5 protein-coding genes are annotated in these 15,953 nt (G+C 40.3%); 1 reads left to right on the top strand and 4 read right to left on the bottom strand.

The window, feature by feature from the left end; translation table 11 throughout:
* Positions 1-347: 347 nt before the first annotated feature.
* From NFX39_RS00025 to NFX39_RS00015, 3 genes are all read right to left on the bottom strand, one after another.
* Positions 348-974 carry a bacterial Ig-like domain-containing protein gene (locus tag NFX39_RS00025; RefSeq protein ID WP_252441813.1) on the bottom strand — a complete coding sequence of 209 codons (627 nt, stop codon included), beginning with the start codon at positions 972-974 and terminating at the stop codon, positions 348-350.
* Positions 975-1,163: 189 nt separating this feature from the next.
* A complete protein-coding gene (locus NFX39_RS00020) occupies positions 1,164-10,916 on the bottom strand; it encodes a DUF1542 domain-containing protein (protein WP_252441811.1) in 9,753 nt (3,250 codons plus the stop codon).
* 598 nt (positions 10,917-11,514) lie between these two features.
* On the bottom strand, positions 11,515-14,199 hold the full coding sequence (locus NFX39_RS00015; protein ID WP_252441809.1) for a hypothetical protein: 2,685 nt from the start codon (positions 14,197-14,199) through the stop codon (positions 11,515-11,517).
* Here NFX39_RS00015 and NFX39_RS00010 point away from each other — a divergent pair.
* Positions 14,176-15,261, top strand: coding sequence for a hypothetical protein (locus NFX39_RS00010; protein ID WP_252441808.1), 1,086 nt, complete (start codon positions 14,176-14,178; stop codon positions 15,259-15,261). The two genes, NFX39_RS00015 and NFX39_RS00010, sit on opposite strands and share 24 nt — an antisense overlap.
* A 175-nt stretch (positions 15,262-15,436) precedes the next feature.
* Here NFX39_RS00010 and NFX39_RS00005 read toward each other — a convergent pair whose 3' ends face one another.
* Positions 15,437-15,859: a 5-methylcytosine restriction system specificity protein McrC gene (locus NFX39_RS00005; protein ID WP_252441806.1), complete on the bottom strand. Its 423-nt coding sequence runs from the start codon at positions 15,857-15,859 to the stop codon at positions 15,437-15,439.
* Between the last annotated feature and the right edge of the window lie 94 nt (positions 15,860-15,953).

The following is a 15,953-nucleotide window of genomic DNA, read 5'->3' as shown; positions in this document are numbered from 1 at the left end:
ACAAATATTTTTCATTAAAATGTATATCCATATCGTAAAATGACTATATCCTATTTCACAATATTAGTTAAATGACTAATAATCGTTTAACTATCTCTGATTAGCAAGAGAAATTTTTCTTTCAAATTATAATACGACGTATCCTATTATTTTATTAGACTAAAAAATCGTTTTTTTTAGTAAGTAACTTTTTTAATTAAAAAAACGTCTGATAATTTATCAATATCCATCTAAGATTATTAACTCAGTTGCATAGATTATGAAAAAATTTTTCAGGATAACAAAAAAAGACCGAAAAAATCGATCTTAAATAGTATCACATTCTTAATTTAAACCAATGATCCTAGCTAATTTAACCTATCTCGCATTGATTTTTTGAAATCTAAAAGTCGCAAAAACAGTAGAGCACTAAAACCAATGATTATCAACACAGTAGTAATGAGTGTATTAGATGATTTTGTTAACCGTCCTGTAAATGGTAAAGCGTTTGACTTATTCTGTTTTTCATGACTAATTGGATCTTGCTGTGACATGCCGGCAAAACTAACTGCATTCCATCCGTCACTTTCTAACCCAGATTTATCTGATTTAAAGTCCACTGAATTAGTACTTTTTCCTACTTCGGATTGAGCAATTGGAGACACCAGTATAGTGGCAGTCTTTATCAAAACATTGCCACTACCATCTGTGTAGATATACGTAACCGGATACATACCCGCTTTGGTCAAATCCACCCAACCATCCGTACGAACCTCGGTAATATTAATTGAGTGACCGTATTCATCAGTGGCTGAAACGAAGTTGTCTTGCGCTGACCATTTACCAGCTTTATTAGCTAACACTGTACTGTCAGTAACAACTAGTGATGCTTTTGATTCAATCACATGAACTTGCAATGGTACCGTTATATACGTACTACTCAGTTCATCCCAAAACTCAACTGCCACCGAAAGGAACTTTTGAACGATAATCAAACCGAAATTATCCCTCAAAATCAATCAACTGAGATCCTAATTCAAAATTATGTGAATAATCAACTGGTACATCAACAACAACTTACAATTAATATTCCGTAAAATTTTGCGTACAAAAAAAGCAACACACATTTTGTGTGCTGCTTCGCTTTAACACCTTAAAAATTTTTTCCAATCTCTTCGATGTCTTTACTTTTCGCATTGCCGACGCCTGTTCATCTTAGAAAGGAAGAATCCGGCCATGGAATCTACCAAAGCTTCAGCAACAAGCGCTTCTTCATGTTTTTTTTCTGTTTCGCCAGTTTGTGGCAAAACAGAAATTGTTTCAGGAGTTGTTGATTGTTTCTCATCATATTGCTCCTGAACCTTTTGTTGGTATGCAGCCTCAAGCTGAACCGTACCGTAATCCAAACCAGCAACAATTTCATCAGCATTCAAAGCAGCGTTCACCTGAGACTTAGCCTTAGCAACTGCACCCTCTACCAATTGGTAATCAATGTCCTTCTGCGCTTGCGTCAAACGACTATCATTGGCAATTTGTGCTCGAATTTGGTCTGCCTTTTGGCGAATGATTGCGATTGCATCGGCCTTTTGTTCAGCTAATGGCTTACCTTGATGATGGAAACCATTAAGCGAGGCCAATGCTTTGCTGGTTACGTCCAAACGGTCTTGATACTTAGTTAAGCCAGCAATTTTGGCCTTCGTTTCAGTAACAAAATTATCAACCGCTTGTTTCTGCGCAGCCTTATCAGTAGCCTTAAGCGTTACATCAGCGTCAATTTCAGCCTTAATTTTAGCAGCCTGGTCATCAATCTGTCCGTTCAACTCCTCTGCTTGTTGAGCAGGGGTTTTTGTTGCAGGAACATGTCCTTGATTAATTTTCTTAACAGCGGTTGAACCATCTGGAATGCCATTAATCGTTAGAACATCTTGACCATTATCGACGTTAGTTAATGCTTGTTTCAAAGCAGCATCAACGGCATCTTTTTGAGCTTGCTTTTCAGCATCACTCAAGTTGTCATCAGCATCAATAGCTGCCTTTGTTGTTGCTGCATTATTTTGCAATCTTGCACGCGCATCAACCTTTGATTGGTTTAACTTTTCAAAAGTTGGCACAACCGTTGGGATGAAGTCCACGACAGCTTGAGCGTTTGATTGATCATCCAACTTTGCAATGGCTGCTTGCGCTTGCTGTTTCAAAACGGCAATCTGACGAGTTTTAGCATCGGCATCCAACTTTGGATTGGCGTTTACTTCATCAATAGCCTTTTGTTCAGCGACGTTAATCGTAGCAACGCCAGCTTGCTTTCGTTCAGCCAAAGGTGTGACCTTTGAGAAATCAGTGGCCGACTTAACAGCGTTATCAAAGGCTGTCGTTTCATTTGCAGTCTTAATTTCGTCTGGCGTCACAGCCTGATCGATGGCATCACTTGCAAGTTGATGAGCCTTATCTAAATCACTGATTCGAACCTGCTTTTCGGCATCTGTCAAATCATTGTTGTTTTGGATAGCTTTTTTGGTGTCGTTGTAAGTTTTATTTTCTGTTTGATGCGCATCACTCTTGGCCTTGTTCAATGCATCGAATGTTGGCAAGTTCGTTGCCTTTGATACATCGACCTTAGTTGCAGTCGTTGCAGCATCAACTTGGTTTTGAGCAATCTTCAATGCCTGGTTAATTGCTTGCTTTTGCGCAGTCTTTTGGGCGATTGTCAAAGTCTTATCAGCGTCAATTGCTGATTTAGTCTTATCAGCTGCGTCTTGGAGCGTCTTCTTGGCATCCGTCTTGCGGTCTGCAAGAGTTTGCACACCGGCATCAGACGTTGCATCCTTCAATGTTTCTGAGAAGGCAGTAGCCTTACGTGCAGCATCCACACCTGGCAAATCAATTGCTTCATTGATGGCATCGTGAGCATCTTGCAGAGCCTTAGCAACAGCTGCCACTCGGGTTGCCTTTTCATCGTCCGTGAATGATGGGTCAGCATTGACTGTATCCGTTGCCTTCTTGGATTGGGTATCCAAATCAGTCAAAGCATCTGTCTTTGACTGGTTCAATCCATTGACCGTATTCAAAACATCAACTAGCGTCTTTTTCAAGTCATCAGCGTTGGTTTGGGCATTCAACTTAGCCGTTCCGTCAGACAAAACCTTCTCCAATGCCATCTTTTGAGCACCAGCATCTGGCCCAGACAAGGCATCCTTGGCTTTGTTGACGGCCTCCGTCAACTTTTCAATAGCGGCATGCACTTGGTCAACCAATGATGGCACCTTAGCAAGATCGTCCGCGATGTCTTGGAGAGCCTTGTTGTAGGCAGCTTGATTGCCAGAATTAACAACATCCTCGGCATTTGTTGTGTGATCCGTTACTGCTTGCGCATTCGTCAAAGCTTTGGCAACTGCTTCGTGTGCGGCTTGTTTCTGGTCTGTTGTCAAAGCATTGTTAGCATCAATGGCGTGATTGGCATCATCTGCTTGCTTTTGTAACTTGCTCAACGCATCAGCCTTTTGATCATGAATGTTATTCAAAGCGTCAGTCATGTTGATTTGAATTTTGTTGATACTATCCGCGTCCATTGCCTGGTTAATGGCGTCAGTAGCTGATTTCACAATGTCATCAATGGCAGCCTTCTGGTCATTTTTTTGAGCACCTGTCAACGTCTTGTCGACATCGATCGTTTGCTTTGCCTGATCGGCTGTTTGTTGGATGGCGGCGATGGCAGCCTTTTGTTGCTCGGCAACTGATGGTATGCCGTCAGTTGCTATTACCTTTGCCAAACTATCGGCAATATTCAAACCAGCATTTTTTGCAGACGATGGCGTTGTCGCTTGATTAATGGCATCTTGAGTATTCTTTTGTGCCTCATCAATTGCCTGATTGCGTTCTGCCTTTTGGGCAGTGGTCAACGCCTTGTTGGTATTTACGGCATCATGCGCATTTTGAACATCAGATGCTAATTTGGCATTCGCTTCAGTTTTGGCATTTGTTAGGTCTTGCAAGGCCTTTACGCCAACATTTTGGGCCTTTGTAATATCATCGGCTGTTTGAGCATTTTGAATATTTTGCTTAGCAGCATTGGCTAAACTATCCAAAGTTGCTTTTTGAGCCGCTTTATCAGCGTCACTCAAATTTGTGTCGGTATCAACCTTAGCCTTGGCGGTTGCATTCGCAGCGTCAATGGCTTTTTTAGCATCGGCTTGCTGCTGTTCAATGGTTTCAACACCATTAGTGTCAGTAGCAGTTGTTAAAGCAACCTTAAACTCTGATGAATCAGCAATTGCTGCGTTAACTGCATCAGGCGTTGTTGCTTGATTAACAACACCTTGTACCTTACTTGCAGCAGTGTCAATGGCCGCATTTCGACTGGCTTTTTCGGCAGTCGATAATGCCGGGTTGTTGTTAATTGCGTCATGAGCCGTCTTCGCAGCCTTCACAATCATGTCATCAGCTGATGTTTTAACATTTGCTAAATCGTTGATGGCCTTGACACCTTGAGCTTGGGCTGTGTTGACGTTATCGGCATCGTTGGCGTCGGCAATGGCCTGTTTAGCGGCCGTTACTTGTGAATCAACAACTGTCTTTTGAGCTGTTTTATCGGCGTCTGACAAATTCTTGTCAGCGTCAATGCCTGATTTTACAGTGTTGGCTGCGTTATCAATGGCTTGGTTAGCCGTCGTCTTTTGGCTATCTAATGAAGGGATTGACGAAGCATTTGTCAAAATATTTTGCAACTGCTTGGCATAATCACTGTTTAGAGTGTCAACTGCTGCTGAGGCAGTTGATGGATCAGTTGCTTTATTGACAATTTCTTGTGCTGCATTTTTAGCATTGTCAATTTGCTTGTTAAAGCCATCTTTTTGCGCTTGTGTCAAAGCAGGATTGCCGTTAATTGTTGCATGAGCATCCGTTGCCTGCTTAGCCGCACTTTTGTCATTTGCCGTTTTATCCATGTTGCTCAAGGCATTGATACCATTGTCTTGAGCTTGATTGATGTCGTCGGCCGTTGCTGCTTGTTGAATGGCTGTCTTAGCTTGATTAGCCACTATGTCTAAAGCATCTTTTTGAGCTTGCTTATCAGTGTCGCTCAAATTTGTGTCAGCATTAACTACTTGTTTTGCTGCATCCGCTGCTTGTTGAATAGCAACAATGGCGGCTTTTTGCTGGTCAGCGACTGAAGATACATTGGAAATATCTTGTGCGTTCTTCATTGCCTTGTCATAGTCAGATCCGTCAGCCAAAGCACCATCAACACCATCTAGCGTCGTTGCTTTGTTAATTACATCTTGAGCTGCTGTTTTAGCATCTTCTATTTGCTTGTTACGTGCATCCTTTTGTGCTTGCGATAAAGTTTTGTTGTTGTTCACAGCGTCATGTGCATTTTGAACATCTGATGCTAATTTGGCATTCGCTTGCGTTTTAGCGTCCGTTAAGTCCTGCAAGAACTTAACACCTGCAGCAGTGTTCTTACTAATATCATCGGCGTTGTTTGCAGCATTAATCGCTTTCTTGAACATATCAGCTTGGCTGTTGATGACATCCTTTTGTGCTTGTTTATCAACATCCGTTAAGGTCTTGTCAGCATCAATCGCTTGTTTTGCTTTAGCAGCTGCATTGTCAATTTCCGTACCAGCGTCTACTTGCTGGCCTGCGATGGTTTTAACGCCGTCACTTGACGTTGCTGATTTCAAAGCGTTATCCAACGTATTTCCGGAAGAAATAACCGTGTTAGCATCGTCAATTGTTGTTGCCTTATTGACAACATCTTGAGCAGCTTTGGCAGCATCGTCAATTGCTTGATTGCGCCTCTGCTTTTCGGCAGAACTCAAAGCAGGATTATTGTTGACCTCTGCATGGGCAACTTGTGCCTGCTTTGCTAAATTAGCGTCAACAGAAGTTTTGTCCAGATTAGTGATGCTGCCAACACCAGTCGTCTTGGCTGCCACAACACCATCGGCATTTGTGGCGGCGTCGATGTTTGCCTTGGCCTTGTTTGCTAAATCATCGATGGTTGCTGCTTGCGCTTTTTTGTCAGCATCGCTCAAGTTTGAATCGGCTTTGATCTTAGCCCTAGCTGTGTCCACCGCATCATTAATTGCTTTGGCAGCGGTAGCTTTTTGGACAGCCAAAGGCTTCACTTCTGTTGTTGAGCTTGCCTTATTGATGGCACTATCGAAATCAGCACCGTTTGCAAGTGCCTTTGCAATATCGTCAAGGGTTGTTGCCTTATTAATAGTGTCTTGCACAGTCTTAGTAGCCGCGTCAATTGCTTGATTACGGGCATCTTTTTCAGCTTGTAACAAATCATTGTCACTATTTACAGTAGCATGAGCTTGGGCAACCTTGTCAGATAATTGCTTATCGGCAGTTGTTTTATCTAAGTCATTCAATGATTTTACACCAGTATTTTGGGCCTTTGTAATGTCATTGGCTGTTTGAGCATTTTGAATATTTTGCTTAGCAGCATTGGCCAAACTATCCAAAGTTGCTTTTTGAGCCGCTTTATCAGCGTCACTCAAATTTGTGTCGGCATCAACTTTAGCCTTGGCGGGTGCATTCGCAGCATCAATGGCTTTTTTAGCATCAGTTTGTTGTTGCGCAATGGTCTCAATGTTATCCATGTTTGTTGCGTTTGCAAGCACACTCGAGAAATCAGATGTATCAGCGATTGCTGCATTGACTTCTTCAGGTGTTGTTGCCTGGTTGACCTTGTCTTGAACTTCACGGATAGCGGCCTTGATTTTATCGTTACGGTTGGCCTTTTCATTGTCTGACAAAGCCGGGTTGTTATTGACTAGGTCAGAGGCATCCTTGGCTTTTGAAGCAATCGTTTCATCAGCCTTCGCCTTATCCAAGCGGTTTAGGGCGTTGACACCATCAACTTGTGCTTGATTAACGGCATCGGCTGTTGCTGCTTGTTGAACAGCCTGTTTTGCTTGGTTAGCAACTTTGTCTAAAGTAGCTTTTTGCGCTTGCTTGTCAGCATCGGCAAGGGCTGGGTCTGCGTCAACCTTTGCTTTTGCAGCCGTGTTGGTATTATCAATTGCTTGATTGGCAGCCGTTTGTTGCGCTTGGATGGACAGTGCTTGGCCTGCTTGGGTCAAAACATTTTGCAACTGCTTGGCGTAGTCGCTGTTTTGTGAATCAATCAATGATGCGACGGTTGATGAATCTGTTGCATTATTAACATTGCTTTGAGCAGTTTGTTCAGCATCATCAATTTGCTTGTTAAAGGCGTCCTTTTGAACTTGCGTCAATGCAGGATTGCCGTTAATTTTCACATGAGCGGATGACGCTTGGTCAGACACTGCTTTATCGGCGTTTGTCTTGTCCAAACTATTCAAAGCGTCAGTACCATTATCCCGAACTTGGTTAATAGTATCAGCTGTTGCTGCTTGTTGAATGGCTGTCTTAGCTTGATTAGCTACTGCATCTAAAGCATCTTTTTGAGCTTGCTTGTCAGCAGCTGTAATCGATGAATCTGCATCAACCTTTGCCTTGGTGGCTGTGGTAGCTGTATCAATTGCTTGATTAGCCGCAGTTTGCTGCGCTTGGATGGACAGTGCTTGGCCTGCTTGGGTCAAAACATTTTGCAACTGCTTGGCGTAGTCGCTGTTTTGCGAGTCAATTAATGATGCGACGGTTGATGAATCAGTTACCTGATTAACATTATCTTGAACCGTTTGTTTAGCGGCATCAATTTGCTTGTTAAAGGCGTCCTTTTGAGCCTGTGTCAATGCAGGATTGCCGTTGATAGCTGCATGAGCGGATGACGCTTGGTCAGACACTGCTTTATCGGCGTTTGTCTTGTCTAGTCCATTGATTGTCTGAACGGCGACATTCTTAGCAGTCACAATACCATCAGCATTGGTAGCTGAATCGATCACATTTTTCTTAGATGCGGCTACTGCGTCAATTGTTGATTTTTGAGTAGTCTTGTCTTCACTACTTAAGTTTGTGTCGGCATCAATATTTGCCTTAATCACAGCAGTTATGTCATCAATTTGCTTGTCAGCTGCAGTCTTTTGATCGGCTAATGACAAAACGTTTGAAAAGTCCGTTGCTTTGGCAACTGTATTGGTAAAGCCAGTCGCGTCTTTTACAGATGCAATAACTTGAGAATCGGTTGCGCTATCTACAGCGGTTGTTGCCTTATCGTAGGCGTCTTGAATTTGTTGGACTCGGGACCTTTTTTCATCGGAAGTCAAGGCGTCGTATTGGTTGATTTTATCAATGGCGTCTTGTGCATTTTTTGCCAATGATTGTCGGGCGTCTACCTTATCGCTCGTCATTTTCGAAATCGCAGCTACGGCTAGGTCTCGTGCTTTAACAACATCGTCGGCATTGGTTGTGCTTGCGATGCTTCTTTTGGCATTTGTCACCGCTGCATCAATTGCCGTTTTTTGCATTGCTTTTTGCTCAAAGGTTAAACTACCATCTTGGTTGATTGCGTTTTCCGAAGCTGTTTTGGCAGCATCAAGTGCATCTTTAGCCTTTTGACCGGCGTCTGTCACGGCAGCCCCTGCATTGGCTTGTTGATCATTTAATGAAGTAACGTTTGAAAAGTCTGTTGCATTTTTAACGGATTTATCAAAATCTGAACCGTTTGCGGGGATTTTAGCAATCACATCAGCGTCTGTTGCCGCATCAACGGCTTGGTTTGCCGCTGTTTGGGCAGCCTCAATTTGGTTCACACGCTCTCTTTTTTCATCAGCGGTCAAAGCATTATTGTTGTTGATCTTCGCTTTGGCACCTTGTGCGGCATTGTTGATGGTCGTGCGTGCATCAAGTTTTTGGCTATTCAAATTACCGACAACGCTTTTTCCATCATTTAAGAGGGTATTGATATCATCGGCATTCGTGGCGTTGTTTATTTTGGCAAGAATTGCCTCTGCTGCCTTTTCGATTGCTTGCTTTTGAGCGGCCTTTTCATCATCTGTCAAATAATGATTATTGTTTACGTCGTTGTTAGTCTGGGCAACCTGATCATCTAAATTATGCTTAGCGGTTTCAGCAGTTGCTTGTAAATCTTTTTCGGCGTCTTGTTGACGGTCAGGTAGGGGTTTTCCGGCGACATAACTGCCGGCAATTTCACCTTGTGCTTTTGAGACGGCATCAGCAACAACTTGCGCAGACCCACTGGCTATCGCTGCTTTGGCTTCAGCGGCTGCCTTATCAACATTGGCTGATTGAGTGGCTTTTTCTTGAGTTGTTAAAGTTGGGTCTTGGTTGATTTTTGCCTTCGTATCAGAAACCGCTTGGTTAATTTGTCGATTGGCATCCTCACGGCGCGTGCCGATTGGCGTGATGCCCTTGTTTGACGTTGCCGTCGCGATGGCGGTATCTAAATCAGGGCTGTTCTTTAAGCTATCAATAACACTGGCATCAGTGTCTTGATCAATTTGATCAGTGAGCTTCTTCAAAGCGTCTGTTACTTGACTCTTTTTTGTTGCTTTTTCAGCGTCTGTCAAGTTTTCATCGTTGTTGATTGTTGCAATAGCAGCCTTTGCCTTATCGGTCAATGTCGTATAGGCATTTGGCTTTGCTGTGTCTAAATCAGTCAGATTCTTAACACCGGCAGCTTGTGTTGCGTTGATGTCGTCAGCACTCGCTTTGGTGGCAATGTTGTTTTTCACAGCTGTTCCGATGGCATCGATTGTACTATTTTGCGTACTTTTTTCAGCCTCTGTCAAAGCGTTGTTGTTGTCGACCAATTCTTTTGACTTTGCCACTTGTTCATCAACGGCGGCTTGCGCACTTTTAATTTGAGATGCTAAGTCAACTCCCGGCTTATAGGCTGACGCAATAACGTCGTCCTGAGACGTATCAGCAATTACAGCGGCTACGTCATCAGAATCTGTTGCGTTTCCCAAATTGCCATTAATAATTGCAAGGGCGTCTTCAATCTGTTTTGATTGTGCCGTTTTTTGGTCGAAGGTCAACGTTGGATCGTTTTTGATTTTTGCCAACCACTCGTCAACATGGTGTGCATCCTTATATTGTTGCAAGGCAGTAGCACGCTGAGTATCAATTGGAACAGCATTGATCTTGCTTTTTGTATCAATTTCTTTGTCGATGTCTTGCAACTTATTGACAAAATCGTCGTCGGTTGTAACACTGTCCACTTTTGCTTGTTCAGCGACTTTCTGCTTCGTTGAAAGCTTCGAGCTGCTGATGTTGTTTGTTGAATTAGTTTTCATTTGCTTCAACAGTGTTTGGTTGAATTGCAAACCAAATTCATTGTAGCCCATCGTACGAACGGTCGAGAAGATGGCGTGGTATCCGGTTGTACCTGTATCGGATGAATACATTACTGAAATTCCATCGTTCTTTTGGATCTTAACAGGGTTAATTTGAATCGAGACAGTTGACGTACCACCAACATATGAGCCTGCAGAGAAGTTGTTACTGAAAACACCATTGCCGTTTGTAGCCAAAGTACCAGGGTTACCGTTAGCGGCAATCAGGCTTGGAATTCCGGCTGTCTTGGCGGACAAAGAATCAGAAAAGCCTAAATCAAGATACGAGGTACGGCCTGCACCATTTGTGGCTAGTACGGGAACGTTCATTTTGATTGTTAATGTATAAAGTCCTGTTGTTGTGTCATAACTCAAACTATCAAACTTAAGGTTTGTTTGTTTTTGCAACTTCGGGATCTCAGCGCCTGCATAACCCCATTTTTTCTGAAGAGATTGAGGAATGGACGTTTGTCCTGGTAGCTCAGTATACCGTTTGTAGTAATCGGCGTTTTGACCGAACCAATAATTTGTTGAGCTGTCGGCGGCATGGACAATAATATCTTGGCCAAAGTTAATTGGCGCATGGCCCGTCACGATTTGACCAGCAGATGCTAGGGCAAAGGTTGCCATCCCTGCAACTAGCCATCTTTTTCCGGCCTTGTACATCTTATAATGTGTTCTTTTTTGAAACTTATCTACTCTAGTATTCATTTCAGCACCTCCATTAAACATTTATACAGTGAAAACCACACACCAACGTAACAAAAGATACAAATATACAGTGAAAACATACACCAACGTAACAAAAAATACAAATGAAAAGAGTGACATATAAATGATATAATATTTGAATAAATTCCCTAATCTTCATTTTTCATCACAAGAGATAAAAATTATAACCACCAGAATATTTACACGGTCAACACTTGAATTTAAATTATACTCAGATACTTTTGAAAACCTATTTCAATAACAATCAGAACAGGTGATAATATCAGAATTTTCTACGTTAGACCTACTAGATACTAAATATGATTGCAAGATGTTAACTAAATTTCTCCTTAAGTAGTGGAAAAATTACCCCATTTTGATTGAATTTTTTGAAAGGCAATAAACTCGGACAAGTGAAATACCATTTTGATAACTGAAGACTTTTTTCTAGTCTATTAATTAATCAACATATTCGTTATTGTGAATCATAAATAACAGGTCACTAAGTCCTCTCTTTATAAATCATAAAGAACGATCAAACGATTAAATATTTCATAACTCAACAAAAAAAAAGGCCACTAAAGTGGCCCTTCCGTCATCATGAATCTTGCTTCCTTTTTACGAGATATGAAAGCATTGTAATAAACCCAACTATAGTCGAGGCTAAAATAAATTGATCTCGGTAATCAATCACAATATTATCAGCTAAGGATAAATTCGTTAATTTTCGATCAAAATATGAATTTTTTGCCCCTTCCCAATGTGAGACTGCATGTTGATTTTGAGAATGTCGATTGAGATAGGAACCTTGATTCAATTGCAAGGAATTTTTTCTACCCAAAGAATCATTCAAGCTCGCAGAGATGGCTGAATTATAATTCAAATTGACAAAAAATTCTTGTGATTGAAAAGAAGACCGACTCACTCCATGGTAGTTAGATTGAAAGACAAATATCGCGTGCCAAAAAGTAACGGATGCTAATAAATTATCCTGAAAGACTGTTGGAAGTGTCCAATTTCCTAAAGGATTAACGGACACAGCATGTTTCGCTGATTGAATTGCCTGATCTAAAACACTCCAATTTGTTGCTGGATCTTGTCCCTTTTGTACGCGAGCAATGCCCTCTAATACTGATTTGGCTAGATCATATCCTGTTCGAGGTGCCTCGTTATCAAGATTAAAGTCTAATCCTAAAGTTAAACCCTTTTGGAATCCAGATAAACTATCTGACATGGCCTTAAACACCATTTTCTGGTCATCTGTTCCTAAAATATCACTGATATCAAAACTTTGTCCACCTTGACTAAACTGCTCTAGACCTTTTTGGTAGGCCCGATATAAGCGCATCCAACCTTGATGGAAGCCATACTGGTAAGCTGCGTTGCCAATAATAACAGTTGGTTTTTGATCTGGATTAACCAAAATTTCTTTCAAAGCATCTTGATACCCTTGTTGAGCACTATTATAACTATTTTGATCGACAACTGTTCCCTCTGTTTTGGACAACAAAGCTTCTCTTGCCGCTTGACCTGATTGATAACCTAAGTAGTACTTTCCTTGACTTTCATCTGCTTTTTGACCTGCTACCCCATCATTGAAACCAAGCTGTGTTTTCTGATAGCCTGCCAAGCTAACCTGGCTATTTAAATCGCTCTGGTGTGGTAGTTGATAACCTTTTAAGAAAGCCTGAGATCCAGCAGAATATGCTATTTTACCAGATTGCTTACCTATTAAGTATGCATCCTGATAAGCTGGTGACTTTCCAGTCAAATCAGGTTCAGCAACCTCAGTTTCATCAATTTTGTACCCATCCCGAATTCCATAATAAGCATCTGATAAGCTTGTTGACGAGTTAACTGGTAGATTTGCTAAAGTAATAGCTAAATTCTGACCAGATTGGGCATCTTCATAAGCTTGATAGCCAATCATAAAAGCGTTATCTTCTTTTTGGTCTGAAGTTAACTCTTGACCTGGATAATCAAGCTTCCATTTATAACCGTTTTGACTAACTTGATATCCATTATTCATGGCTTGATTCAAGATTCCAAAACCATTCGAATTACGTTTGCCTTGAATGTAATCTTGAGCACCAGCAATACGACTGTCTTGAACTTCTTGAACTGCAAGTTGGTAAGCCAATTTTTCCGGATCAGTTAATTGATTCAGCTCAACTTCTCCCTTAATTTGACGAGCTAAACCATTTTGAAATCCTGTTTGCGCACCAGCAAAGACTTGCTCAGAAAAAATATCATTAACATGCGGAGATGCCTCCTGATCTAGTGCCGACTGGTAGGCCTTTTTAAATATATCGGCAGCGTCAATGCCAGCCTGCTGACCAAAGTTCGCTTGAGAAATTGACGAGCTTTTAGGAACAACAATTGATTTCAAGCCGTTTAAGTAGTCCATCCGTCCCTGGTCAAAAGCCCAAGATGGAGTTATCGGATTTTCCTGAGACTCCATAGATCTAACACCGGTCAGATAAGCTTTTTGATAATTCAAAATCGCTTGATCATACACCAATTGATCAAATGTGTGGTCGAAGGTACTTTGATCAGTCGTTTTTGATTTTTTTTGAAAATCTTGTTTCGCCTCTAATACTATTCCCTTAATCTGGTTTTGTATGGCTATGGGGAGCTCTTGATCCCCCACATATGAATCTTCTAGAATAGATTGCACATATAACCGAGCCTTTCGCCCTATCTCTAAACTAGCCTCAACTTCTGGGCTGGTTTCTGCTATTGACTCCCCTTGGAATCCAGATAGAAAAGCCTTTTTACCGGCACTCATAATTTGATTAGCCAATGCTTGTAATTGCGAATTTGGACTAATATCCATGACATTATCAGAGAGTGGATTATTTAAAAGTTGTTCCAATGCGGCTTGCTTAACTTGATTGGCCGATTGTTTACCAGCCTGATATGCTAAGTCATTAACGGGATTATCTGATAACGTTTTCGAATTTTCCCCTTTATTGACATCGGCCACCCCTTGGTAAAACGCTTGAATGGCCTGTTTGTAAGCAATCTGATTAACCTCATTAAGACTATGATTTTCAGATTTTTCTTGATCTTCAATTGCTTGAAGTGTTGCTTGGCCCACTTGAAATCCAAACATAAAGGACGGAGTAGCAAGTTCTGTTTGAGTTAATGGTTTCATAGAAGAACTAATGCCTGCCAGATAACCAGCTTGAGCTTTCTGATATCCATATTGGTACAAATCATTGCTTAGTGGCTCTTGATCTTGACCGGTAATAAAGGCTTGAATTCCTTTGTTAACTTTCATATTACAAGATACGAACAAACAACTGAACTTAGTCAAATTTTAAAGAAAAATCATCCTGATTTATTCATTCCTCTGCGTGATCTCAATAATTTTGTGCTATTTTTTCCAGATAAATCTTTCCTGTTTGTTGAATACTTTTTCTTTTTCAGGCATTCAATCTCGCATAATATAAGGAAAAGCAAAAAAGATTGGTTGATTAATTTTTCTGCCTTTTTCTTGAGATTGTTATTTGTTTTTTATATGTTTGGAATGGTAAAAAGTTTAATAAAGGCTCAAAACAATGAATTATGGTTTTGGGGATATATACTTTGTATCTTGTGCGCTTTTATCACTACTGTTCTATTAGCGCTAATCTACGTTGATTGGATTGAGAAAAATCCTGACTATTTGATACTCAGACAACTTAATCACATTTCAAAATACGACGTAAATACAAACGAAGATATTAATAAGTTGATTAAACAGTTAAAGTCAGACGATTTTAACTTACAATTTTTGATTAATTTTTCTAGAATTAAATTTTTTAATTATCTTGGGGTAGCTGTTCGTTATTTAATTGATAGAATTTTTTTAAGCTTCATTGTTGGTGCTATCGGTTTCTGGCAATTGCGGGAACATTGGAATGAAGTCAAGCATATGTATCATGCTTTTTTGAATATCGTTGCTGAGATACCATCCTATTTTCAAACTATTATTTTAATTGGCATTGTCTTTGGATTTCCATTTTTAATAATTTATTTTGGTAGGAAGTTTTTGAATTTACTTTTTTGTATAGCTATTTTTGTTTTATGTGAACTTAACTATGTAGAACAATTGCTAAAAAAACTCATGATTAATGAAGAGTTCACAGGAATTAATCTTGTAAAAATTGTGTTTTTACTACAAATAAGCTATTTTCTATTTAGATTAAGATGGTTTTTAATTTCATTTCTAAATCGAGAAAGAAAAAAAGTTTCGTTAACAAAACGAGATTTAGAAAAAAAGAGATCTGAAAAGTTAATTAATGACTTAAGCATCTTGAATGAGGAATTTTTTTCTATCGAAGATGGATTTAAACCGTAACTGACAAAACTGAACTTTTGCGTATTAAAACTACTTATGGATTCACGAGTTTGGTTCCACGAGTCAATCTTGAAAAAATTAATAACATTAAAAAAGTGTATAAACTCTAGATACTAATTATTGTAATAAAAAAGGGTGAACTTCATTTCTTTAACGAAGTTCACCCTTTTTTATTCTATTCCTTCCGTTTACCAATAAATTTCTCTAGAAACTCGGATTCATTCTGCACCAATCGAAATACAAAATCCTCAAACGATTCCGCATCTCTTGGTATCGTCAAGCCGCACTTGGTAACGCTGATATCTTCACGTGCTGCAATGTTTTTCTCGTAGCTTGACCCTTGGTTCAGATTCATCTGTAGATCAGCTTCATCGCTATTATTAGGATATAGATAGTAGCCTTTAGCTGCATCGAATCGGAACATATAAGCGAGAACCTGCAGATAATCCCTGTTTCCAATGTTTTCGATTGGCTTGTATTTGGTATCTGCTACGATTCGGTTTTCAGAATCCTTACTAATGAAGTCTGGATAGATCAGACCGGTTTGTCCATTAGACGTAGTGAAGAGCTTCTGTGCCCCCTTTCCACCCTTGTTCATTGGATGGTAAAACTTATGGCTCCTATGATTAAATTATGGACAAAAATGTTCGATATAATTTAATCATAGGAGCTTTTTATGCAAAAAATATCAC

It is taken from the genome of Fructobacillus apis, from assembly GCF_023893635.1.
GTDB classification, from domain to species: Bacteria; Bacillota; Bacilli; order Lactobacillales; family Lactobacillaceae; genus Fructobacillus; species Fructobacillus apis.
This window is presented reverse-complemented; position numbering and strand designations above follow the sequence as displayed.